Source organism: Brevibacillus sp. FSL L8-0520 (assembly GCF_037963895.1).
GTDB classification, from domain to species: Bacteria; Bacillota; Bacilli; order Brevibacillales; family Brevibacillaceae; genus Brevibacillus; species Brevibacillus borstelensis.
In genome coordinates this window covers 2696301-2720684 of record NZ_CP150171.1, presented here as the reverse complement: position 1 = coordinate 2720684, position 24384 = coordinate 2696301, and the positions used below count along the sequence as shown (strand labels likewise).

Annotated in this window: 22 protein-coding genes; 8 read left to right on the top strand and 14 right to left on the bottom strand. The window is 48.8% G+C overall.

The features are described from left to right. Nucleotides 1-414: 414 nt before the first annotated feature. On the bottom strand, nucleotides 415-1137 hold the full coding sequence (istB, locus tag NSQ24_RS13520; protein WP_122915621.1) for an IS21-like element helper ATPase IstB: 723 nt from the start codon (nucleotides 1135-1137) through the stop codon (nucleotides 415-417). Beyond that, nucleotides 1137-2645, bottom strand: coding sequence for an IS21 family transposase (gene istA, locus NSQ24_RS13515; RefSeq protein ID WP_024985313.1), 1509 nt, complete (start codon nucleotides 2643-2645; stop codon nucleotides 1137-1139). Before istA ends, istB begins: the two co-directional genes overlap by 1 nt. Nucleotides 2646-2812: 167 nt before the next feature. Between istA and NSQ24_RS13510 the strand changes: the two genes are divergently transcribed. Continuing rightward, nucleotides 2813-3325, top strand: coding sequence for a hypothetical protein (locus NSQ24_RS13510; protein WP_339165998.1), 513 nt, complete (start codon nucleotides 2813-2815; stop codon nucleotides 3323-3325). Between the two features lie 333 nt (nucleotides 3326-3658). Here the strand turns inward: NSQ24_RS13510 and NSQ24_RS13505 are convergent, their stop codons facing one another. From NSQ24_RS13505 to NSQ24_RS13495, 3 genes are all read right to left on the bottom strand, one after another. Continuing rightward, nucleotides 3659-4504 (bottom strand): nucleotidyltransferase domain-containing protein, encoded by an 846-nt coding sequence (locus NSQ24_RS13505; protein ID WP_039071244.1) that lies wholly within the window; start codon nucleotides 4502-4504, stop codon nucleotides 3659-3661. A gap of 111 nt (nucleotides 4505-4615) precedes the next feature. Further along, complete coding sequence (locus tag NSQ24_RS13500) at nucleotides 4616-4816, bottom strand: hypothetical protein (RefSeq protein ID WP_003386797.1); 201 nt, start codon at nucleotides 4814-4816, stop codon at nucleotides 4616-4618. A gap of 88 nt (nucleotides 4817-4904) precedes the next feature. Continuing rightward, nucleotides 4905-5825 carry an aldo/keto reductase gene (locus NSQ24_RS13495; protein ID WP_039071225.1) on the bottom strand — a complete coding sequence of 307 codons (921 nt, stop codon included), beginning with the start codon at nucleotides 5823-5825 and terminating at the stop codon, nucleotides 4905-4907. Nucleotides 5826-5953: 128 nt separating this feature from the next. Between NSQ24_RS13495 and NSQ24_RS13490 the strand changes: the two genes are divergently transcribed. Further along, a complete protein-coding gene (locus NSQ24_RS13490; protein ID WP_251247484.1) occupies nucleotides 5954-6178 on the top strand; it encodes a hypothetical protein in 225 nt (74 codons plus the stop codon). A 6-nt stretch (nucleotides 6179-6184) separates the two neighbouring features. Here the strand turns inward: NSQ24_RS13490 and NSQ24_RS13485 are convergent, their stop codons facing one another. From NSQ24_RS13485 to NSQ24_RS13470, 4 genes are all read right to left on the bottom strand, one after another. Beyond that, the gene (locus tag NSQ24_RS13485) at nucleotides 6185-7312 is read right to left on the bottom strand and encodes a GerAB/ArcD/ProY family transporter (protein ID WP_327927034.1); all 1128 of its coding nucleotides are present in this window, start codon (nucleotides 7310-7312) and stop codon (nucleotides 6185-6187) included. A 21-nt stretch (nucleotides 7313-7333) separates the two neighbouring features. Next, entirely contained in the window at nucleotides 7334-8560 is a 1227-nt protein-coding gene (locus NSQ24_RS13480; RefSeq protein ID WP_339165996.1) for a Ger(x)C family spore germination protein, read from the bottom strand. Then, nucleotides 8550-10184, bottom strand: a complete 1635-nt coding sequence (locus NSQ24_RS13475; protein ID WP_338463472.1) for a spore germination protein — start codon at nucleotides 10182-10184, stop codon at nucleotides 8550-8552. Before NSQ24_RS13475 ends, NSQ24_RS13480 begins: the two co-directional genes overlap by 11 nt. Nucleotides 10185-10488: 304 nt before the next feature. Then, entirely contained in the window at nucleotides 10489-10857 is a 369-nt protein-coding gene (locus NSQ24_RS13470) for a sigma factor (RefSeq protein ID WP_052259727.1), read from the bottom strand. Nucleotides 10858-11098: 241 nt separating this feature from the next. On the opposite strand from NSQ24_RS13470, the gene NSQ24_RS13465 reads away from it, so the two are divergent. The 3 genes from NSQ24_RS13465 to NSQ24_RS13455 all read left to right on the top strand — a co-directional run bounded on the left by NSQ24_RS13465 (nucleotide 11099) and on the right by NSQ24_RS13455 (nucleotide 13123). Further along, complete coding sequence (locus tag NSQ24_RS13465) at nucleotides 11099-12040, top strand: MBL fold metallo-hydrolase (protein WP_039071652.1); 942 nt, start codon at nucleotides 11099-11101, stop codon at nucleotides 12038-12040. A 119-nt stretch (nucleotides 12041-12159) separates the two neighbouring features. Continuing rightward, nucleotides 12160-12762 (top strand): TetR/AcrR family transcriptional regulator, encoded by a 603-nt coding sequence (locus NSQ24_RS13460; protein WP_024984841.1) that lies wholly within the window; start codon nucleotides 12160-12162, stop codon nucleotides 12760-12762. Between the two features lie 19 nt (nucleotides 12763-12781). Beyond that, on the top strand, nucleotides 12782-13123 hold the full coding sequence (locus NSQ24_RS13455) for a DoxX family protein (RefSeq protein ID WP_171506558.1): 342 nt from the start codon (nucleotides 12782-12784) through the stop codon (nucleotides 13121-13123). A gap of 175 nt (nucleotides 13124-13298) precedes the next feature. On the opposite strand, the gene NSQ24_RS13450 is transcribed toward NSQ24_RS13455, so the two are convergent. Further along, nucleotides 13299-15638, bottom strand: a complete 2340-nt coding sequence (locus NSQ24_RS13450) for an S-layer homology domain-containing protein (protein WP_228006658.1) — start codon at nucleotides 15636-15638, stop codon at nucleotides 13299-13301. Between the two features lie 247 nt (nucleotides 15639-15885). Continuing rightward, entirely contained in the window at nucleotides 15886-16371 is a 486-nt protein-coding gene (infC, locus tag NSQ24_RS13445) for a translation initiation factor IF-3 (protein WP_122958556.1), read from the bottom strand. 182 nt (nucleotides 16372-16553) lie between these two features. On the opposite strand from infC, the gene NSQ24_RS13440 reads away from it, so the two are divergent. The 3 genes from NSQ24_RS13440 to NSQ24_RS13430 are packed head-to-tail and all read left to right on the top strand — an operon-like array spanning nucleotide 16554 to nucleotide 21320. Then, entirely contained in the window at nucleotides 16554-18161 is a 1608-nt protein-coding gene (locus NSQ24_RS13440; RefSeq protein WP_311067530.1) for an SWIM zinc finger family protein, read from the top strand. Then, the gene (locus NSQ24_RS13435) at nucleotides 18158-21070 is read left to right on the top strand and encodes a DEAD/DEAH box helicase (RefSeq protein WP_339167998.1); all 2913 of its coding nucleotides are present in this window, start codon (nucleotides 18158-18160) and stop codon (nucleotides 21068-21070) included. The genes NSQ24_RS13440 and NSQ24_RS13435 overlap by 4 nt, the downstream gene beginning before the upstream one ends. 7 nt (nucleotides 21071-21077) lie before the next feature. Beyond that, nucleotides 21078-21320, top strand: coding sequence for a hypothetical protein (locus NSQ24_RS13430; RefSeq protein WP_122958532.1), 243 nt, complete (start codon nucleotides 21078-21080; stop codon nucleotides 21318-21320). Nucleotides 21321-21611: 291 nt separating this feature from the next. Here the strand turns inward: NSQ24_RS13430 and NSQ24_RS13425 are convergent, their stop codons facing one another. The 3 genes from NSQ24_RS13425 to ltrA form a co-directional block, all read right to left on the bottom strand. After that, on the bottom strand, nucleotides 21612-21812 hold the full coding sequence (locus NSQ24_RS13425) for a DUF1801 domain-containing protein (RefSeq protein WP_003386816.1): 201 nt from the start codon (nucleotides 21810-21812) through the stop codon (nucleotides 21612-21614). 98 nt (nucleotides 21813-21910) lie between these two features. Further along, nucleotides 21911-22771 (bottom strand): DNA/RNA non-specific endonuclease, encoded by an 861-nt coding sequence (locus NSQ24_RS13420; protein ID WP_003386817.1) that lies wholly within the window; start codon nucleotides 22769-22771, stop codon nucleotides 21911-21913. Nucleotides 22772-22960: 189 nt separating this feature from the next. Beyond that, on the bottom strand, nucleotides 22961-24226 hold the full coding sequence (ltrA, locus tag NSQ24_RS13415; RefSeq protein WP_024985202.1) for a group II intron reverse transcriptase/maturase: 1266 nt from the start codon (nucleotides 24224-24226) through the stop codon (nucleotides 22961-22963). Nucleotides 24227-24384: the final 158 nt, after the last annotated feature.

The window sequence follows — 24384 nt, the reverse complement described above, 5'->3', positions numbered from 1 at the left end:
GAACAAAAACAGCTGATCGACAGGTATTTAGAGACCATCATTAATTATTCAAGGAGTCATGGATACCTTGCCAAAGCATTACTAGATAGATACTTACTAGAGCGAGATGATTTTGTTCGCCTTGAAGAAACTTACCAGCGTGGAATAGAATTAACACATTATACTGAGCATCTAGATCCGCACGACTACGTTCAATTCTATTATCGTATGGGAATACATGCCTACGCACTACAGAGATACGACGAATGCATAAACTTTTGCAAAATTGCCTTTGATAGAGACGAATCAGATAATCATATGAAGGCCGAAGCTTTAACTGCGGTCATCGGCTCCTACCTGTATTTAGACGTGTTTTTGGCAAGTAAGAAATGTAGCAAATGGCAATTAAAAATGTACCACTTGCCAACCCCTAAATTATTTACCGTGTAATAGCGATTCTTTGTATCGATGGCTTTCGCCATTGAAGACGATCAAATGAGAGTGATGAATCAAGCGATCAATAACTGCCTCTGTTAAAATTGGATCACCAAATATATGATTCCATTGGCCAAACTGTAGATTGGTCGTGATAATAATACTTTTTCTTTCGTAGCACATGGAGATAATCTGAAATAGCAGTTCTGCACCTTGTTTATGCAGAGGAATATACCCCAGTTCGTCGAGTATTAACAGATCTAGCTTCTCAATATGGTTAAAGAATCGGCTCAACGAGCCAGTCTCGTGAGCGTCTAGCAGCCGATTGACTAATCCAGCGACAGTAAAGAACTTTATCTTTTTCCCTTGCTGCTGAATGGCATTTAAGCCAATCAGAGTGGATAAGTACGTTTTCCCCGTTCCCACACCGCCATAAAAGATCAGATTTTCTTTCTCCTCTATAAATCCACCATGAAGGATATGATCCTGCGTGAGACCTTGTCCCATCTGAATATGACCCCATTCAAATGGCTTTCCTGTTATTCTTGGCAAGGAAGATTGTTTAAAGAGCAGATTGATTTTCCGTACTTCTCGTTGTTGTATCTCGTTTTCTAGTATTTTGAGTAAGTACTCTTCATTTGTAGTAGCTTCAACCTCATGGAAATGTTGCCGAACCCAACTCAACTTGAGACGCTTTGAATATTCTTTTATCAATGCATCCACTAGTGATGACCTCCCGTTCCCTTAAAAAATTCATTGTAATGGGCTAATCCTCTAGTGGCTGTTGGAACGGCAGGAACAAAACCTTTCGGTTGGATGGTATCCCTTTGTCCACGGCCATTCATGAGTTGATAATAGATCTGCTTAATAGAATCAACGGCTGGGTGACCATTCTCAGAGGCAAGCTGCAAAGCTTGCGTGGGTATTTTCATATCATCGTTTTTTAAAATGACGGATAGTAGCTGGAGAGCTTCTTGCTTCTCTGGGACCGTGCAATTCGAGAGATAGACTTGCCATTCGATTGGCAATTGTTCATAAAAACTTGTGTATTTAATAGCAGTTGGCCGTTTTGCCATCAATATCAAATATGGCTGCCAAATCACTGATTTTGGCTCTTTGCCATACAGCCTGGGATGCTGTACGATCAGCTCATATTCTTCAGTTAAAATATCGACTCGGTCAAATGAGATCTTTGCCAAAACCATACATTTGGCAAAACGGGGAGACGTTGAGTAGAGTTTATTTTCGACTCGGATATATCCGTATTTATCCGCTTTTACTCGTTCATATCGGATACAATCAAACTCTTTGGCAGGTAATTGAAGAAGGTGTTCCTTGTCTGCCAAATATAGTTCGGAAAGCATGGTTTCTTTCACATAATGAGGTCTCTCCCGATCTTTCTCGGCTTTTTTCCAAAGGGTTTCGTTTAGCTGATCAAGATTGTGTATCTGCAACTCAGGAAGCAGGAAGTTGTTGCGAACGTACTTGACCATCGCCTCTACGTGCCCTTTTTCATTGCCACTACCGGGATTGCAAAACTCGTATTCAAAGTCATAATGAAAAACGAAGTTTTGAAATTCCTCCGTCAGTTCACGCTGACCATTTGGCATGATCTTTTTCACCGCTGGTGATAAATTATCAAATCGAATGACCTTTGGAACTCCACCTATATAGTGAAAGATACGCTTTAATCCCTCCAGAAAGCATTCTCGATTCTGAGACTGGAAAACTTGAAAGTAGAACGTGTTGCTATAAGGAAACGAGAGAACGAGGAATGGCAAGGTAACACTTTCTCCCTGATATTTGAATGGTGCTTCTCCAAAATCAACTTGAGCTGATCCAGGTCTCGTTTCCAATGGCAATGCCGCAGCATCACTTGTCTCCGCTAACTGGTGCTTACGTTGGGAAACATATTGTCTGACAGAGCGAGATGATCCTGTAAATTGGTATTCCTCCACTAATTGCGTGAACAAGCGTTGTGCTGTTCTTCGGAACTTCTTTTTCTTGTTCAAGTCCTCTTTGATCCATTGATCAAGAATAGGTTTAACGGGCTCCATGACTCTAGCTTTTCGAATTTGCTTGGGCTTTTCTTGTAGATTGAAATCATCCATTTCTGCATACTTCTGAACCGTCCTTGAATCACGATTCATTTGTTTGGCAATCTTGCTATAAGCTCGCCCTTTTTTGTTTGCCTCATGCCTGATATAATTAATTTCTGCCACTGCTAACATCTCCTAACTTTATACCTCCCGTCGTCTGTAATGCCCAACAGGAGTGTATTTTGATAAGGGGATGTTGGCAAGTGGTTTTTTAATTTATGCAGCCCCTACGGGTCTGCATAAATTAACTGCCATAACCTACATTTTTAGTCTGCCATAAACATTTAGACGATACAACTTTGGCAGAGGTTTACCTGAAAGAATACAAAAACAGTCAATTTGCTGATTTCAAACAAGACCATATACAAGCAATGATCTATTCAAAGAAGGGTCAGTATGATAAATCAATCAGTCTATACAAAGAATTGCTCCATTCTGTAGATAAGGAACGTCGAATATCTATTGTAGTCGATCTCATAGAGGATTGCTTGCGCCTCGGAGACACAAATACAGTAAACGAAATAATTGCTTCCGAGGCTACTTTCTTCCCTTCTGTTCCCATCAAGAATCCAAGACGTATTGAAAAGATGGCAAAATATTTAAGACTTAAGGGATTTTATAATTTCTCGATTGATAAGTTTGACGAAGGAATCAATCACACATTGGTTAGTGCAACTCATTTCAAACAAATTGGTCAATACAAAGAGGCAATGAATTGTGTCGGATTTGTACTGAATTCAATTGAGGAAAGCGAAAGAAGTATTCCATCTGAGATCATAGAAAAAATCTCAGATATATGCAATCATAGTTAATAAAACAGGAGGAGTTTTTTATGCAAAAGTTCTTAACGCTGTTGTGTTCAGTTCTGCTTTTGGGATTTTTTGCTTTATCCTCTGATATTGAGCAAACATTAATTAAGGCTCCATCTGTCATCATGTCCGTAGATCCTGAATGGTAATTTTTCATTAACATGTAAGAATGGGCTACCTCAAAATAGACACCCTATTTGAGAAGTAGCCCATTTTTTTAATAAAAACCAATCAGAACCGTTTAACGGAAGAATGTGTTAGCACCCAATACCACTCCAAATTCTTGGGCGAGTACTACCATACGCATGGTGCTTTCTGCTCAAATAGCGGGTACTGTTAGCTGCCTAATAGCTGCTCCACTTCAGCTACCAGCTCCCGAAGCTGCTCTACCCCTCTTCTCGTGCTTGCCTCCTCTACAGACAACAAGGTAATGACCTGATCGATCCTGGCCTTGTAGTCCTTTGGCTTGACAGAAAAACGGTCGATCATCATTGCAGCCTTTTTCTCATTGATGCAATATTCTTCATTCTTGGCAAATAATACTTGGTTCAAGCATGCAATCGCCCGAAAGCAGCAGCCAGCCACGTAGGTCACATCATCTTTGTCAACGTTTTTATCAGCGAACATCAGAGAGAACGATGCTTCAAACATGAAATACCCGATCATTGCCTGCTGCAACGCTTTTGGATACGGCTTGGTTTTCGCTTGCAAAGCGGCTAGTCTCTTGGCCGGATCGCATAAAATCCGGCAGATCGACAGCTCGCCCATATACATCACATTCAAATAAGCATGTGGATGCCCGGTTTGGTAATTCGCGGTGACAGAACCTGACAGGCAATCATCGATTACTTGCGAGACCCTGTTTACATCGCGAAAGATAAAGTCCACATGGTACCCTTGAACGACCAGCCATCCTCCGCCGTTTACCCACGGACCCCAAGCGCCCAGAGGTGTGATGATGTTTTCTCTGTGCTCGTCATCCAGCTTCGTGGCGATTTTTCCGATCTCGGCTGCGTCAAAACCACCGGCTTCGTCATAATAAATGCCGATGTCGATGTCGGAAGTGGGGCGATGAGTCCCTCTAGCTCTGGACCCGCCTAATACGATTCCTACTACGCCAGGTACGCCTTGCAAATGTTTCGCAACATCTTCTATGATTTTTTGTACGGTCAAAAAGCTCATCTCCATTTTTTGAATCTGATCATCTACAGTTATTTGTCCATTTTTTCACCCTCCGCTGATACGGCAACCTGGCCATGCCATACCTTTATTGTTTGATCGCATGAGGCGCTGCTATATGTGATGCGTAAATAAATAGGACAAGAAGAAATAAGCGCTGATTGCGGCTCCGCCCATGAAAAGAACTCCGCTTTTCGTCTTCTTCTGAAACAGATGAAGAAAGCCAAAGCAGAAAAGAACTCCCGTTACACTAAAATACGCGATGCCCACCCAGAACACATTCCACGGCAAAAGAGACAAATCTACCGTACCCAAAAAAACACCACCTTGTTTCTACTTTTCTCTCGCTTGAAAAACAGTTTTGTTTTATTGCTTGCAAACGGGAATGGCATTGGTTTTCCAATCACGCCTTCCACGCTTGTGGATGGTCCTCGTTCACCAGCTCTGCCGCTTTGGCGTTCGCTTCCACCTGAGATGGACTCTTGCATCCCGGAATCACCGCAGTGACGGCAGGATGCTTCAAGCACCAGGCCAAAGCCCACTGTGCCATGTCCGTACCCGCAGGCACTTCGTTTTGCTTGATCTCTTCGGCCTGCTGCAGCAAAGAGCGAACGCGCTCCTGGTCGTGATTATGGCGTACGTCATTTTCGGCAAAGACGGAACCCGGCTTGTACTTGCCGCTCAGATAGCCGCTTGCCAGCGGGACGCGAGCCAGTACACCCAGGTCATTCTCCATGCACGCGGGGAAAACCTGCTCCTCAGGGGTACGATCCAACCGATTGTAGACGACCTGTATTGTCTTGGCGTTTACCTTCGGGGCCGATCCTGTCTGATGAATGTTGTCATTCTTGGCGATGGAGAGGCCGAGATGGCGAATCTTCCCTGCTTGCACCTGTTTGTCCAGCACCGTCCATAGCTCGTCATTGTCAAAGGCTTCATCGGGACCGGAGTGGAACTGATACAGATCGATATAGTCGGTCTGCAGCGCCAGAAGTGACGCGTCCAGCTGTTTCAATACATCGTCTGCACTGTAGTTGTTCGTCCGTGTAAACTTGTCGTGGAAGTGATGGCCGAACTTGGTCGCTACCACCCAGTCTTCCCGTCGATCCTTTTTCAGGAAGCCGCCGATCAACCGCTCCGACAAGTGATCGCCGTAGCACTCCGCTGTGTCGATCAGATTGATGCCCAGTTCCTTGGCTCTGTGCAGGATTCGATCCGCTTCCTCCTGGGAGAAATCCATACCCCATTCGCCGCCGAATTGCCATGTCCCGATGCCGACTACTGACACCTTCAACTCTGTTTTTCCCAATCTGCGATATTTCACGAGAAGCCCTCCTCTATCTTTGCTAAATTGCTCTGAGCCCCGGACTGTCTCCCTGCATGCTTGCGGGAATAATCCGTGGTGATTGGCAGAAAATACGCGTAATGTCTCTTCCACAAGAGGTGGACTCCATGAAAAGCTTGTTGATCTTTCTTTTCCTGACAATCCTGTCTCTGCTATTTGCAATGGCAATGGATGTTTTGATCGGCCTGGGTGCTCCGGCATCCTTGCAAAATCTGGCAAACCTGTTCTGGATCATGTCTCCCGCTGAATATATCCTCGTCATTTTCCTATTGATCGTGGTTGTCTTTCACTTTGCGCACACCTTCAAGCATGCAAAAGAAACGAAGCGATAAATCGCCTTACCTCTGCTGTTCAGTGGAAAAGCCACTTTCCCCGCGATTGCCGAGAAGTCTGCGAATAAAGGAACCAACCAACAAAAACAGCGGAATGACGGTCACGAATAACTCAAGCGTATATTTCAAATAAAAGTCCCCTTCTACAGAATGCTCGGCATGACTGCCGGCAATATTCATGGAGGAGAACAGGATGATTACCCCGATCGGGAGGATCAGGCTGCGAAGCTTATCCACCTTGAACAGATCGGCAGCACCGATGACCGCCGAATAATAAAAGATGGAGATTTTAAAGAAATTGACGATGATCAGGGTAAAGACGACAAGCGCATCCAGTCTTTGCAGGAAATTGGCAATATCCACCTTGCTGAGAGTGATCAGCAAGGGAAAGGTTGAACGCTGGACGAGGTCAGCGCCAAGAACGGAAATCTCCAGAGCGGTTATCAGGCTTAAAATGAGCCCGCTTACAATCAACCCCGTCATCCCCGCCCGCCTGGCATGCCCCGGCTTTGCCAGATAGGGAAGAATCATGGCAAAGCAGATGATCTGTCCGAACGGAAAGGTGTAGGTTTGCGACACGACAGCCTGAAAGATGGGTTCCCATCCGTTCTCCAGAACTGGCTGAAGAAGCGTTAACTGGACGATCCCCGAAAATATCACCAGCAGGATGCCGACACATACCAATATCATCACGATGCCGAAAAACACTTCCCCGGTTCTGGCCAATACCTCAAACCCTTTGTGCAGCACGTACGTAATGGCGGCGAGCATGAGAAAATGCAGCAGAAACAAAGGGGTCTCATCATATACAGAGTTAAACAGCAAATCGCCGATGTCACGTGTAATTCGAGCCGACCCATAAATGAAAAAGGCGACGTACAACAAGGAAATGGGCCACCCAAGGACATTTCCCAGGATTTTTCGTATGTAGCCTGTCAAAGGAATGGCTGGATATTGCCGATACAAATACAAGTATACCTGAAAAATAAGCAAACCGGCTATCAGCCCTGCCAAAATGGCGAGCCATGCATCTTGCCCCGCATCGGCTCCCAAGGGGATAACCAGTGAACTCCCTAATTCAAATAATACAATCAAGCAAAACAATTGTCTTGGACTGATTCTGATTTTTTCCATGTGGGATGGGCCACCCCCGCTTCATTCATCCCTGATTTTCTTGTCTCGCTTTAGTAAATATGGTTCAGTGATCATCCCTGGCTGGCGGATAAACGCTTTCACCTTCACCTCCACTGGCAGTTGGGAAAAGCGGTCTGGCCAGTCCAGCTTTAAATGCCCCCATGCCTTCGGGTCTGCCCGGCGGATTACTTCTCCAAATCCAAAAATATCTGTTTTGTACTGTTGGGCTGCTTTCACGGCCGACATGATCTGAAGCATCGTTTTATCTTCCAGCTTGTTTGCCAGTTCGTAAATGACCGCTGGACTGGACAAATGAATGGCGCATTTGACATCTGCAATGCTGGCTTCTTCCGTTATCGTTACGGTGATTTGCGGCTTTCCTTGAACCACCTTTCCTTGGATATCCGTCTTGGAACGGGTAATCTCGATTCCGACTTGATCCTTTTTTCCATCGCAATCGACCATCAAAACGGAGCTTTTTAAACTGCCGTGAAGCCAATTCACACCGCGTGCTTGCTCTCCTTCCAGCCAACCCACCAGCTTCCCGGTTCTAAATGCCCCGATCCCGCCGATCTTCTCGATAACATCCGGCTTGGTCAATTGGATATTTTCCACACGCTGGCCGGCTCGCGGATTTCCAAGGAGCTCGACCGCGCTTATCATCGGTTCTCTCCCTGGGTTTCCAATAGCCCGGATTACATCATCGAACTCGATTTTGATGCTTTCTCCCCACAGCTCTTCGGAAAATTCCAATGCGCCTACCCCTGCTGTTGCTGGAATCTTTTCCATCGGTGTGACGATTGCCAGGACTTCTTGGGCAGTTCTGCCCTTGGCAATAACCAAGCGGGCCGTCAAACGGATTTCATTGGACCGCTCAAAAGAGTCTAACACCCCGTTGATGCCTTGGCGGGCTAGCTGTTCGCCAATCATGATGTAGCGAACATGGGAGAAAAAAAGCCGTCGCGGTGCTTTTTGCGAGGCTTTTCGAGCGGCCTCAAAAAGGGTTTCCCCCGTTTCCGTATAAACGGTGACTGGCCCCATGTTTTCGTCCCCTTGCCCAACCGTTCCCGAAATCACGGCGGAAGGGTTGACCACTTGAAAAGAAAAGACGTGCTCATTCTGATTCTTTCCCTTGTCCAATCCAATCGCGGTAACGATGGCCAGCGTACCAAGCTCCCGATTATTCCAGCAGCCTGTCAAAAGCAGAAGGGCCATGCACAAGATCATCAGCAGGCTTCTACTCCTCATGGCGCTCCCCCTCCGGCCTGTTATTCTGCTTTTTCAACATCGAGTGTCCGCTTGGCTCCATCTTTTTGATGTTCTTTTTGTTTATCGCTTTCGTGCGGGTGGCAAGCATCCAGAGGGGCAGCCGGACGAGCGCATCCTTTTGGTCATCCATCTGAAACGGGGCATAGGGGCTCAAATACGGAATGCCAAACGAGCGCAGACTGCTCAAATGCGCAACGAGAACAATCATAGCCAGTGTCAATGTGTAAAAGCCAAAAGTCGCCGCCAGGATCATCAGAACAAAACGGATGAGCCGTGCCGACACAGCAAGATTGTACGCAGGCGTGGAAAAGCTGGCGATTCCCGTAATGGAGACGACAATGACCATCGCGGGCGAGACAATCCCTGCCTGTACCGCTGCCTGCCCCAGGACGAGGGCGCCAACGATGGACACCGCCTGGCCCACCGCCCGCGGCATGCGGATGCCGGCCTCTCGCAATATCTCAAAGCTCAGCTCCATCAGCAGCGCTTCGACCAGCGCCGGAAACGGCACACCTTCGCGGGTAGCGGCCAGGCTGAACAGCAGTGGAGTCGGAATCATCTCCTGGTGGAAGGTGATAGCGGCGATATAGATGGACGGCCACAGCAGGGATATCAAGAAGCTTGCATAGCGGAGCAAGCGGATAAAGCTGCTGATGTCATAGCGTTGGGCGTAGTCGTCCGATGCAACGAAAAACTGGGTGAACAATGCGGGTACCAACAATACAAACGGGGTCCCGTCTACGATGATGGCCACCCTCCCATCCAGAAGGTAGCGCGATACCAGATCGGGACGTTCGGTATTGTACACAGTGGGAAACGGCGTCATCGTCTGATCCTCGATGAGCTGCTCAATATTCCCCGCCTGCAGAATCCCGTCCACTTTTATGCCGGTCAGCCGCTGTCGTACTTCTTCTACAATTTGGTCACTTACAATCCCGTTCATGTACATAATAGCCACATCGGTATGGGTGATTTCTCCGATCCGATACATCTCCAACCAGAGATTCGGGCTTTTTATCCGTCTGCGTATGAGTGAAATATTCGTCGATATGGATTCATTAAAACTATCCTTCGGTCCCCGGATCGACAGTTCGGTCGTAGGCTTTTCGATGCCTCTCCATTCTCCGCCAGACGTGTTGCAGCCGATAGCCACCGGGAAGTGATCAATAAAAATAATTGTGTTCCCGTCCATAACGGTGTTCATGACTTCATTCCAATTTTCAACCGTGTCGACTTCTCCGACCGGCAAGGCGTGATTTCGGAGAAAATGAAAGACCTGCTCTCCGGATGCTTCGGAGAGGCGCCCCCTATCTTTGGAGAGCATCAGCGGCTGGATGACAAATTCGTTTAGCTGGGGCTGATCTACCAGACCCTCGTTATAAATGGCCGCAACCCGAATTTGCGGATTGCTCCCCAATTCAAACTGACGCACTTTCAAATCAGGGCTGTTTCCTGTTTCTTCCCGAAACCTTTTGATGTTGATGTCAAGGTCTGTGTCTAACGGGCGGTGACCGTCATCTATGGCGGAACCTTGATGGTTCTCGTCTCTGTTTCGGTTGCTGCTAGTCCTTGTCTTTTGAGTAAACTTCCTGATGAACTTCATCTTCAACACCTATATCCCCATCGTAGTATGTAAATTATTTGCAATCTATCAGGGGGATATGCACTTGAAAGACTCGGTCCGACTTTCTGCAAAACAAGAAACAAGACGAAGCAGCTTCAGCTTCGTCTTGTTTCGGTTCGGCTTCGTCTTTTCTTGCCTTTGTTATCTCAGTTGATCTGCTATGGACAACAAATTCGCTTTGGTAACATTCTTGGATGTTGAAGTAATGGTGTAGAGTACAGCGGCCCCGTCTTTTTGCTGAGTCCAGTTGAGTGCATGGGCCTCTTTTGATTCAATGAGGAAATTATTTGCAATTTTTGTGCCGCAGAAAAAGTGATTCCGAATCTGGGCTCGGCTCAGGCAGCTCCATGAGCTTGCCTCGTTCATACAATCGAAATTTGCGCCATAGCTTCCGGTTCCAGTTGCGTACCTGTCGGATAACAACACCGGTTATCCAGGATCGGAACGGTTTATCAAAGTCGTACCGGTACAGCGATTTAAACACTTCTACGTAGACCTCACTGACGACATCAGCTGCATCCTGCTTGTTGTTGACAAGCAGCGAAACGGTCCCGTACACATAGTCCTTGCTGTGTGCGTAGATTTTGCGAAAAGCGTCCTTGTTGCCGCTTCTCGTACTGCGGATACACTCATGCAATTCTGTTTCTGTCATAGGCGGCCGGCCCCCTAGTGCTTATTTCACTACATATTGGTTCCGACATCCGAAAAGGTTCGGTTATCAGTTCAAAGCAAATATAAACAAGACTCGAAAGAGGTATGTATCATCTATAAGAATTTACACTGCCTGGCACAATCACGAAAATACTGCGGCTAAAAAATGCACATCGATCTCTTTACTTCAAAGTTGGGTCGTTGCTATAGTGATTACGATGCTAAGCAAAAGGAGTTTTGGCATGCTACCTACATTGTTATCGTGGCTGGGCGGGGCGCTCGCTGTGCTCTTCGTCATCCTGCTGGCTTATATCGGGTACCGCTATTGGTACCACATGGGCCGGCTTCCGAAACCCCCATCCCGGTCTATCCGGAATAAACCGATGCCCGCAACCTGGAGAGATGAAGAGGTTACGTTTACCTGGGTGGGACACTCAACCATTCTAATCAATCTTTTTGGCACAAAAATTCTGACTGATCCCGTGCTTGGGGAAAAATTGGGGCTTCGCATCGCGGGGATTCACTTTGGGCCGAAGCGTTATACGCCACCCGCTCTGAGCTCTGCGGAAATCGGAGATGTGGACATTATTTTGATCTCTCACGCTCACATGGATCACGTCGATCTGCCCAGCTTGCGGGAGCTGGCTCGTCCATCCATCCATGTCATCACTGCAAAAAACACCAGCAGACTGATTGCCCGCATGCCTTTTGGTTCGTATGAAGAAATTGCTCCGCATGAAACCGTACGTACTGCCAGCGGAGTGAAGATTACGGCTATCCCTGTCCGGCACTGGGGCAACCGCTTTCCATGGAATAAAGATTATGGCTATAACGGCTACATCATTGAAAAAAACGGGGTACGCATCCTCTATCCGGGAGACACGGCCTACACATCATTTGAGGAACTTCCTCGTGCTTTTGGAAGCATTGACATTGCCTTTATGCCGATAGGTGCCTATAAGCCCGATGCATATCAAGCTGCCCACTGTACTCCGGAGCAAGCTTGGGAGATGTTTAAACAGAGCGGAGCCAAATGGCTCGTTCCCATCCATTGGAATACGTTCGTTCTCTCCCAGGAGCCTGTTGAGGAACCTATTCAACGGCTGCTTGCGGCAGCTGGCGATGAAAAAGACCGCATCGTCATTGAGGAACAAGGCGAAACATTTGTCCTTCCAGTCTCTTAATCTGGAAGGGCTTTTTCTTTTTCCCCTCTATCTTCTTGACTGGAAGTTGATTCCTTTGTTACATTACTCGTAAGTAACATTACTTTTGAGTATCTTTTTGTGGAGGAGGATTGGCTATTGTGGTTCGTGAAAAGGGGTGGAAAGGGAAGGAAAGTCGGAAGCGGCTGCTGGAAGCTGCTGCGGAAGAATTTGCATTGCGGGGATTCCACGAGACAAAAATCAGTACGATCGTAAAGCAGGCGGGATTGACCCAGCCATCTTTTTACCTCTACTTCGCCAGCAAAGAAGCCATTTTCGATGAAATCATCCATGACTTTCGGTCTGGTCTGGGCGAGCTTACGGCGTCCATCCGTCTGGAACCAGGGATCGAGCCGGAGCATTTGCTGCAGCGGATCGTACAGGCGCTGGAAATGGTTTTCAGCTTCCTCGTCCGCAATCCGCATATGACTCGAATCGGGCTCTTCCTTGCTCCGCAAGCGGAACAGATCAAAGAAGATCTGACTTCTCTCCTGCTTGAAAACTTGCGTGCCGAGCAGGAAGCGGGTTACTTTCGGGCCGATGTGGAGATGGCGACGGTCGCGGAATGTCTGCTCGGGATGATTGAGCGATTGACGGTTACACACCTGTTGCCGGGTAAACAAACGCCAGCACGATTGGCGAAGCAGGTCGTCGATGTTCTCATGTACGGCATGCTGCCCCGGGAGTCAAAGGCCAAAGAATAACATAATGGAGGAATAACCGGTGGGACTGATTATCATGCAAGCCGTATTGTCGCTGTTTCTTTTGTCAGGGGGTATCATCAAGCTCGCACGCGTTCCGTTTCAAGTCGAGCATTGGAGCCATTATCACTATCCTCTCTGGTTCATGTCCGTTGTCGGCATTCTTGAGATCGTGGGAGCGCTGGCGCTGATTGGCGGAATATGGAACCGGTATTTGGCCATTGGCTCCGGGGTACTCTTTGTCGTTCTTATGGCGGGGGCGATCCACGCCCATCTGTTTCGAGCAGAGCAGCCGATTGTCACCATCCTGCCGGCGGCAATCTGCCTGATTCTATCTGTCATCGTTATCAGCTCAAGGCTCTGAGGATTCACCACAAGACAGCAGCTATAAAAACCGTAGACCATTTACGCTTCCCTTGCTTTCATGAGGCAGTCGTACAACGTAAAAAAGATTCAGGATCGACTCAAAAAATGAGCCCGATCCTGAATCTTTTTGATTTCCCCTATATTCTGTTCCCTGCTGAACGGAAGGCTACCCGTTATCGCTTGTTTACAACGATCAGATAAACCTGGCCGTCCGCATTCGTCCACAAGTCGACTTTATCGGAAGACTTCACTTCGTCCTCATCCATATCAGAACCGTCGTAGTATTTCACTTTTGCGTCCTTCGACAGCTTGATGCTCGTGGAGACGTTGTTGAAGAAGACGTATTTATCTCCGTTTACACGGGCTTCAATTCCAATGAACTTTTCTTCTTCCTTGGTCAGAGTGCCTTGTACAACGGCTTTCGTCACTTCGCCTTCACGGTTCATTGTCAGTGTAACCAACTCAAATTGGTCGACATCATCTACCGTATCCGCGTTCAGGACCTTGTATGTCTTGCCGTTTACTTCGATCTCGGCCGATTTGGTCGAGCCGTTTTCATTCACCACTTCTACAGAATCGACTACGCCGCTGAGTGTTTTGGCAGCACCAGTCACCGCTTTTACCTTGCCGTCGTTGTTCAGTACGAGTGTATACTCTTTGTCGTTGGTGTCTGCATTGTCATCAATCGATACTCCGGAAAGAAGCTCATAATCCTTGCCGTTCACCGTAATGGTTTTACCCGATTTCTCGGTTACATAGCCCACTACCGTCTGCTTCTCAGCAGTCAGCTCGACGATATCATTGGTTCCCAGATTGTATTTCCAGCTGACGATCCGGTAATCATTCAACTGGTCGGCCTTGATTGTTGTTGCGGAGACCGAGTTTCCGTCGATAGTCAGCTTCGCGTTTGCCAAGATGTCGTAGGTTTTGCCGTCAACCTTGATCGTCGCCAGTTTCGTCTGACCTTCATATGCTGTCGTATCGTCTACCAGCTTGCCTTCCGAGACGCCTACGCCCTGCTCCACTTTGATCAAATTTCCGTCCTGGTCAAAGGTGAGAACGGCAACGCTGTTGTTTTTCAGATCATCCAATTCCGATACCTTGTCCTCGTCGACATAGAGCTTCGTATCTTGAAGAACTTCGTATTCATACCCGTCAAAGCTGATCACGTTGTCATCCGCATCGACCTTGATCGTTTGTGTCGTGCTCAGCTTCGTGTAGGTGACAGCAGACGCTTTTCGGTCAACATCCAGTGTCAGCTCAACGAGGTCCCCTTTGGCAATGTCAGCGAACGATCCCGTTGCTTCCTTGGCCAGCGGATGAGTTTTCCCCTTGATGACAGCATTTGCGGTCAATTCATACGTTTGATCGCCGACTTGAATCTCTTTCTTCGCTTTTGTGCCGCTAACGGTCGAGGTCTTTTTCACGAGACCGCTCGTTGCGTTATCCGAAATGGTAATGGAGGCTACCTTTCCGTCCTCATCCATAACGGCCACGAATTTCTTGCCGATGTGAGAGCGGGAAACCGTTACGCCGCTTTCTACTTCCAGGATGATCTCTTTCCCGTTTACGATCGCCTTGAATTGTTTTTCGTCCCCAACCGCGCTGGAGAAGTTCAGGCCTGTTTTCACGATGCCTTCGACGATATTGGTGTCAGCAGTCACTACGTTCAGGAAAGCGATTTTTCCGTTTTTCACGATGTACTCGACTTTGGCTCCTGCCACGATGCTGCCGAATACTTGCGCATTGTCAGCGATCGTCACTTCTGTTTTTTGTCCGGTCAGCTTCAGTTTTTTTGTAGATTTGTCGTAGGAATCGACAGTTCCTTTTACGACAGGAAGCTTCTGGACCGTGCCTTTTGCATTTCCGTTCTTGTCGTAATAAGCGCCATTGGCGTAAACAGGCGTCTCCATGAAGAAGTCGGTGAACTTGGCTACGACATCACGTCTTGCTGCTGCAGTCGGTTCGTCCTTTGAATCGTAAATGCCCGCCTTGTTGGCTTCGAGCAGATAGGGATAGTACCATTGTCCGGTAGTCGAAGCCGGTACGCTGATTTTCAAGCCTTGTACATAAACGGTCAAAGCTTCTGCGACTTTCACGGTATTGTTCGGTTTAAATGTGCCGTCCGGGTACCCTTTGATAATTCCCTGAGAAACGGCAAGATTTATGTAGCCTGTTGCCCAGTGATCCGCCGGCAGGTCTTTAAACGCTGTTTTTCCTTGCATCAGCTTGGCTTGCTCGTCGGTGTATCCCATTGCCAACACGGCAATTTTGGCAAACTCTGCACGAGTAACCTCTTTTTCGGGCTTGAATGTGCCATCCGTATAGCCTTTCAGGACTCCGGCATAATTCAGCTTCAGGATCGCTCCTTTATAAGCATTCGATGCAATATCGGACAATGGAAGAGCAGTTGCGGCCAAACCGGTATTCGACACCGCCAAAAGCCCGGCCATAACAGCGCCTGCCAGTCCTTTTTTTACTGTTTTTGTCGATAAAACTTTGAAATGATGCAAAATAACTCCCCCATTACTCATTTTGATTTTTGATTTTTTTTGGGATGCATGATGTTTGCGGTCACGAATCGTACTTTTCGTAAATTTTGGTCATATACGATTCTGTCAGAAATAGTCTATACGCTTCATGAGCAGGTGATTACTTGACGATGGATTGTCGAGAAAAGTTGCAAGGGAAAGGATGGTAAAGAAAAAGTGCGCTGTTCAAGGCTAACTGACAATATACGACAACAAACTATACAATTTCTCAACAAGGAAAAAGCACGGCAACCACTTGCTTCCCGCTCACCTGGATGCCCTTTTCCTGTCTCCCGCAATGACCCAACTCTTTGACAAGCTGCTCGATCAATTCTTTTGCCTGCTGTGTCTCTTTTTTCTCCAAACGAACACATAGCTGTACGGCATCTCCGAAGTGCAGGATTCGCTCCGCCTGCCTTTTTTTCGTATCGTAATCGTGCTGTTCAATATATGCACTAAGACGAATTTCCTTTGTTTTATGGCCTTGCGCCGCTTTGCGCTCCTTTTTCTTTTCCTGGACGCGCTGTTGTTGATACTCATCCCGACTGACAAGCTTGCATGGCGGCGGACTTGTAGCCAGTGACAGACAAATCAGATCGACATTCAGCTCCTTGGCCATACGCAATGCTTCTTTGGTAGAAACGATGCCCAGATTTTCTCCCTGAAGTCCGGTCAGCTCCACTTCGGAGGCTTTGATTTTTTCATTCATCAGCATATCGCTGCACCGTCCTCTTTCGATTTCGTTCCTTCCCATTTTCTTATACTTTCCTAAATAGTCAAGGCACGCAGCATGGTTTCGATGATGCCTCATACGGTTTGTGAAACGATCCGTTTTTGTTTCTGCGGCCGTTTTCGGTATAATGGAGGGATGACACTTGGCACGGAGGCATCGACTACATGTTGCAAAGAGAGTTAACGCGGGAACAAGTCAAGCAACTGGGCGAACAAATCCTCGTTAACATGGAGGAACACATCGTGGAGCAAGGATATCAGTACTTTACCGATGGCATGGTGTTTAACGTTCAGGCGGAAGATGGCGCACATCTCCGCAGCGATGTGCAGGGATCTGCGGTTTACCATGTGGAAATTGACCTGAATGCCTTTGCAAACAGCACCTGTACCTGTTCGTATGCCCGCTATTGCAAGCACATCGCCGCTACCTTTTTTCAAGCATACAGTGTGTTTGAAAATCCCCGAGCCTTTATGAACGTACTGCACAAGCCGCGGAGCACTGTGTTTTCTCCCGCCATGCTTGTTCCTGCCTATAAAAAAATCGTAAAATCCGGGGCAAATCCGACTCCCTCCGCTTCGCTAGGCGCTTCCCTGCGCCCAGAAAGCAAGGTAAGCGATTGGTGGAGCTTCCTGGAGAAATGGACACGGAATCTCCCGCTGGCCATGGAAACAGCGCGCCCGTCTTCGGAGTTGTTTTCCAGCTATGAAAACGTCCTGGGAGTTACAAGCTCCTGGCCGGAAGAGCTGGCACAGCTATTTTCTGTTCACGCCAACCTGTTTCATTTGCTGAAGCTGCAAACGTTCGTAAAAGACGTGCGCTCCTCCTACTGGGCTTCCGACTTGACGCAAACGGCTGACAGGCTTGTCGAGCAGCTGGAGGCTGCCCTCTTTTATCTGGATCCAGAGAGCTTGCGGAAGCATTTCTCCTCCCACCTGGAAGAGACACACGAGAAAAGCAAGGAATGGAAGCATTGCGATTCTGCCACGATTTACTGGATACAAGCATATCGCCTCCTGTGGTGGTACCTATTGAACACCCCTGCTTGGATACAAGAGGAAATGGATGAGCTGGACCGCCTGATCAAGAACCCCGTCCTGACCGACGCCGAGCGTGAAAGGTTTTCGATCCTGCAAGCGCATTTTTTGGTTATGAAAGGGGAAGACGAAGCAGCTCTCCGGATATGGAATGGATCGCAGTCGCTTGCTTTGTCCTTCTATCTGCCTTACATGAAAGCTTTTGCGCGGCATGAAGAATGGGAACGCTTCTTGTACTGGGTCGATAGGCTGGAAACCTTGATCGGGACAGCGGATGGACCCGAATACCGCCTGGTTGCTGCCGTCTGGCGGGAAGCGATGGAACGGCTGGGCAGATCGGCCGACTCCGGCGCGATGCTGAAGCGTTTTTTGCCGGCAAGCCTGACCGACTACTGCGCCTACTTGTTTGAAAACCGGCAGTACAAGCAATATCTGGATGTACTCATGACGTACCAAAGCGCTCTGGAACAGATGAATCAGCAGCAAGCCAAGATCATTGAGGACCAAAAGCCCCTTCTTCTCCTGCCGCTGTTGATCCGTGAGATCAATCAACAGATCGGGTCGCGAAATCGCTCGGGTTATCGGGAAGCGGCGAAACTGCTGAAAAAAGTTCGGGCCAGTTATCAGAAAGCCGATCAGCTTGACGTTTGGGAGCGTTTCATACAAGGGCTGGCAACCAAGTATAGCCGTTTGCGGGCATTTCAAGAGGAGCTAAAGAGAGGGAATCTGATTTCATGAATGTTACTTTGCATATGTTTCTCACCGGAGGACTCTTGCCGGACGGTCGTTTTTTCCTCAAGGCTGAGGACTGCATGGGCAATCCCGTGCATCCGGAGCGGGCGGCAGCCTGTCTGTTCGCCTGGGATGAACACTCTTTTTTTGGAACGTTTATCGAAAAAACAGATCAGGTCATCCTGCTGGAGCCGCTGGAGGCTCTCCGGTTTCTCGTGTCACCGGGGTGGCTTGAGCACGTTACCTTTACGCTGAGTGAAGACTTGGCCGGTTACCGGACAGCCGCCGGGACGATCATGGATGCCCTTGCAGCCGGCAACTTCCTGCCGAGCTTTTCCGATTGGCAGAATGGCCGCTATGGCTGGAAGCTGGCTGATCCGCGTGAACCGCTGCCAGCCTCAGGAGAACGCTTGCTTTCTCTCGTTATAAACGATCTTCTCTCCCAGAGGGGCGGGGTACGGAATGCCTGGAACGGACTGCTCAGACAGTTTCCTGCGCTCGATGTGCTGGGAGAAGACATGTCGCCCCATCTGGGGGAATCGGAATGGCTGCAAACGATTGGACTTGTCCCCGACAATACTCCTTTCCGCACCTGCTTGCAGCTGCTCGAACCGAAGGGTGACGAGTCTGACTGGTCTCTCAAGCTTCTTTTGCAGGATCGGGATTTGCCCGACCGTGTCTTCGAGCTATTGTCGGAAGACCTGGAGGGCCAACTCGCGGTATTCCCGTTGACGCTCGGAAACCAAGACGAGACCGCCCCGACTGGTAACGCCATCATGATGACCGCCATGCCGGACGATTGGCGAGAGTATCGCCACCGTCTGAGTCGCGACATCGAGAAGTGCAAGGAAATTCTCCCATGGATGGACAAAGGAGCAAATGACACCCCTCTTTCTGCCCGATTATCCAATGAGCAGGCCTGGACGTTTCTGACGGAACACAGTTTGCAGCTGGTGCAAGCAGGAATCCACGTCTTCCTGCCCGTTTGGTGGGAGCAGGTCAAGCGGACCAAACCTCGGGTGAAAATAAAAGTGTCGGCGCATTCCTCGGGAAGAAGCCCGTCCTTTTTTGGCATCAATCAAGTCATGGATTTTGAATGGAAGCTTGCGCTCGGTCCGCTCGAGCTGAGCGAAGCGGAATTTCGCCGATTGCTGGACCAGAAACAGCGTTTGCTGAAGGTCCAGGGACAGTGGGTGCAATTGACTCCCGCGCTGTTTGCGCAAATGCAGGAGACATTGAAGGGAACGACAGGAAAGAATGGGCTCACGCTGCGCGAGGTCATGAAGCTCTATCTGGCCGGCACAGAGGAGCCATCCGACCCGTCATGGGAGGAATGGGACCGGCCATCTGCCCTTCCCGTCGAGGTTGAGCTGAACCGGCATCTCTTTCAGTTCATGGCGAAGCTCCAGGATACAAAGCGCATACCGCTGATCGAGCAGCCACCCGGTTTTCAGGGAGAGCTGCGCAACTATCAAAGGGAGGGCAGTTCGTGGCTGCTCTTTTTGCGGCAGTTTGGGCTGGGAGCCTGTCTCGCGGACGATATGGGTCTGGGGAAGACAATCCAGTTCATTACCTATCTGCTCTTTCTGAAGGAAACCGAATCACGGCAAAGCCCTTCCCTGCTGATCTGCCCGACCTCAGTGATCGGCAACTGGCAGAAAGAGCTCCAAAGGTTCGCCCCGTCTCTTTCTGTTTACGTGCACTACGGTACGGCTCGGCATAAAAATGAGGCATTTATCCAGGCGGCACAGGAAGCTGACCTGGTGATCACCTCCTATTCCCTTTCCCATCTGGATGAACAGGAGCTCGCTTCTCTTGCCTGGAGCACCATTTGTCTGGACGAAGCGCAGCACATCAAGAACGCCCAGACCAAACAGGCGACATCCATCCGCAGCTTGCGTGCCGGACATCGCATCGCTTTGACCGGTACACCGATCGAAAACCGTTTGACGGAGCTTTGGTCGATTTTCGATTTTTTGAATCCAGGCTACCTGGGTAGTTTGCGCGATTTTTCGCAGCGTTTTGTCCATCCTATCGAGCGTGATCAAGATCAGACATTGGTTCAGCAGGTACAGCGGCTCATCCAGCCGTTTTTGCTGCGGCGCGTAAAAACGGACCCGCATATCCAACTGGACCTGCCTGCATTAAATGAAGGAAAAGAGTACGTCACACTGACCGCTGAGCAAGGTGCGCTGTACGAGACAACGATCCAGTCGATGTTTGACCGGCTGGACCAGGCTTCGCCGATGCAGCGGCGCGGGCTGATTCTGACAACGCTTACCCGGTTAAAGCAGCTTTGCGATCACCCCGGACTGATCGACAATGGACTCGGCGCGCCGGATGAGAAGACGCGCTCTCCGAAAATCGAGCGCTTGCTTGAGCTGATCAGCGACATTCGGCAGAAAGGCGAACGCAGCCTCATCTTTACCCAGTACATCGAGATGGGCAAGCTGCTGCAGCGCGTCCTCGAAAGAGAAGGCTATGGCCCCGTCCTGTTTTTAAACGGCTCTACCCCAAAGGAACAGCGGGACTGGATGATCTCTCGCTTTCAAGATACCGCCTTGCCTGACTCGGAGCGTGCTTCGATCTTCATCCTTTCCCTGCGGGCAGGCGGAACCGGCCTGAACTTGACGGAAGCCAACCACGTCTTTCACATCGACCGATGGTGGAATCCCGCCGTCGAAAAACAGGCGACGGACCGGGCGTACCGGATCGGTCAGCAGCGCAATGTGCAGGTCTATAAATTTATCTCTCTCGGGACGATCGAGGAGAAGATCGACGAAATGATGGAAAGAAAGCTGAGCCTCAGCGAGAAGATTGTCGGCAACGGCGAAAACTGGATAACCGAGCTGTCCACGCAGGAGCTTCGGGAGCTGTTTCTGCTCCGCAGCGAGTGGCTTGATCTGAAAGGATAGGTGACCCATGGACAATGCATCTGGAAAACAGCTCTCGACTGAGATCGAGCCGGGTATTTCGCTTTCTGCGAATACGGGCGGATCGCCTTCAGTCGGCAAGGACCAAAATGGCATGCTTCAGTCTGGTCAAGAGCAGGAGCGGGCAGAGGTTCCTGCCGACCGTTCCGGACACAAACGCGAACAGGCAGAGCTTCCGGAAGCATGGCGCCGGTTTTTCGAGGAAGTCAGAAAGAGAGTTGCGGAGAAGTGATAGTACACACCCACCCTCTCCCGCCCCAAACTGGATAACGCTTTCCGTCAAGCTTGTTTCTCCGGCTGAACCTAATACAAGGAGGACGTAGTACCAGCAAAGCTCCCGCCATCTGAAAAGCAGATGGTATCGTAGCGGCATTTGGGAGCCCGACAACAGATACTGCCGCATACGTGCAAAAACAGATCACTTGATGGAACATAGATGCCATTACGTGATCTGTTTTATTATGTTGGGCTATTTTACTTTTGTTCTCCGTTAGTTGAGCGACATTAGATTACCCTGTTTATCCTATTCCCGCCAAAAGGTTGAACAGCCTGCCTTATCCAAGATATTAATAAATGTGCCGTGATCGGTAAACATAGGCTGATTCCACTTCATTGCTGGCGTTAAATTTGGAAATGTTGCAGCTACCCAAGCCAAAACCGCTTCTGTTCGGGCCCGATGTTGCGGGTTGTCTATGCGGGCTAAAAAATCCTGAAAAACTTCCATGTTGTTCCTCCAAAAAATAATGTATTCATGCAGGGATATTACGCAAACCCACGTTAAACCAGCTACTTGTCGCCAGCGACAGCGGAACCTGGCTTTTTTCATTCCGGTTCTCGGCCAAAGACAATGTCTGACGGCTGTTGAATCCGGTGCTGCTCCGGAATATTGATGGGCCCCGCCGCGGGAGAGAGTCGCTTCCAAAAATAGAGCGGATTTGCCTCGTACAAGCTGTGCATGAACAACAGCTCCGTCTCTTTTGTAATGACAGCGAGCGGTACCTGGTACGTCTCCAAGCGCTCGTACTCACAGGAATCATGCAAACGATCCGGCCTTTGCCTGATGACAAATGACAGGCTCGTCAGCTTTTGCCTGACGGTAAAAAATACGCACTTCCAAAAACCGAAAGGAATTTTGATCTGACATCCCGGCTCGCCGTGGACGCCGCAGTACTCTTCATCTTCCTCCTTGCAAATCGGTCCTGTGAAGACAAGCATTTTCTTTTCGTTTTCCAAACCGTCCAGCACCCAATCCTCCAGGCAATTCCATATTCCGGTATTGAAGTGGTGGTACTGCAGGGCGATATTGGCATAGCAAAATGAATCGTAATTGGCTTTTTCCGCCTCGCGCCGATCCCCCCAGCACACGTCTTTTCTTCGGGTCAGATGCCCTTTGTCAAAATCATTTTGGGCGTAATATTCGTGGCCCGCCTGATTCTCCTCGCCGATCCGCGGATCAAAGTGCCAAGACTTGTTATCCCTCGGAATCTGCACCATCCTGCTTTCATCCACGCAGGCTGCTGAATAAATGGCGCATTTGCGTCTCTGATTCATAACAATCGAAAAATGCGTAAAATCGTACACTTTTCCATTATGCAGTGCATCCTGTGCCGTTTTGCCGATTAACAACGGCAAGGGAACCTCGTGTTTTTCTCCCAGAAAAAAAGGATCGTAGCCGATACTCATTTCGTCCTCTCCTCCTTCTGATCACGAGAATGGTAAACCGCAGGCGGCCTTGTTCTGATTATACCTTCGTTTCCTTGTGATTTTTGTCGGTTTGTGGAACCTGCTCGCATATAGCAAAAATCGAGTAGGAGGGGGCGACTAACCCCCGTCCTCTCACACCACCGTACGTACCGTTCGGTATACGGCGGTTCACCAAGCTTGACGAATTTGAGAATATCGTTGCACTAAGCTTTTCAGCCCTTGTTGTTGCCAGTAGGCAATGCCGAGGGCTTTGTGTATATGCGGAGATTTTGTGGTACGCCATGCACCCTTGCGGGTATTTGCAATTTCAATGGCTTTTACGTGAGATATGCCAAGAGAACGAAGTTCTCGATATCTGGTTCTCACGCGTTTCCACTGCATCCACAAACAAAGACGGAGCCTGCGCCTTGTCCATTCCTCAATGGATTGTAGAATGCCCTTCGCGTCTGCAAGGGCGAAATATCCAATCCAGCCCATGAGGTACTGATTTATTCTTTCAATCCGCTTCTCCATCGAGATGCTCCACACCGGATTCGTGATCGTGCGGATTTTCTCTTTTAGCTTGAGGAGGGATTTGGGGTGGATGCGAATCCTTGTCTGTTTTGCAAAGGTAAAACTAAAGCCCAAGAATTTTCGTTTCCATGGTCGGTCTATCGCGCTTTTCTCCTCATTTACTTTTAGCCTTAGTACCTTCTCCAAGTGGTTTTGAATACTCTTCTTTACTCGTTCCCCTGCCCGTTTTGTTTTCACGTAGATATTACAATCGTCTGCGTAGCGGCAGAAACGGTGGCCTCTCTTTTCGAGTTCCTTGTCCAAATCATCAAGTAGGATATTTGCCAAAAGTGGGCTTAACGGCCCACCTTGCGGTGTTCCTTCACTTGATGTTGTACAGACGCCATTTATCATGATCCCCGCATTCAAGTAGGAACGAATCAGTCTTAAAATTCTCTTGTCCTGAACTTTTCGAGCCACACGGCTCATTAGAATATCATGATTTACGCGATCAAAGAATTTCTCTAGATCGATGTCCACCACGAAACGATATCCTTCGGAGATATACGCTTGCGCTTTCCTTACTGCCATGTGAGCGCTACGTTTTGGACGGAACCCATAGCTAGATTCCGAGAAGGTGGGGTCGAAGATCGGCGTTAACACTTGGAGGATGGCCTGCTGAATAAAGCGGTCTACCACGGTGGGAATGCCTAATAACCTTACACCACCGTCAGGTTTCGGGATTTCGACTCTGCGAACAGGTGAAGGTCTATAGGTTCCCCTTTCCATCTTCTCGCGGATGGCTTGCCAGTGTTCACGTAGATAATCGCGTAGTTGTTCGGTTGAAACACCATCGACTCCACCGACACCTTTGTTTTCCTCCACTCGTTGGAGTGCCATCCGTAAGTTTTCCCGTGATAAGACTTTTTCCAGCAAATCCATAATGATGTTCCTTCCTTCGCACATGCGGACTCCGTGCTTGCTGTACGATACTCAGCCCTCTTTTGTACCCTCGGGGCTTCACCCCTGCTCTTCAAAAGTAGTTCCTTGACAGAATTCTGCTTCGACGTACCGTATCAAAAGACATGGATCGCATGCTG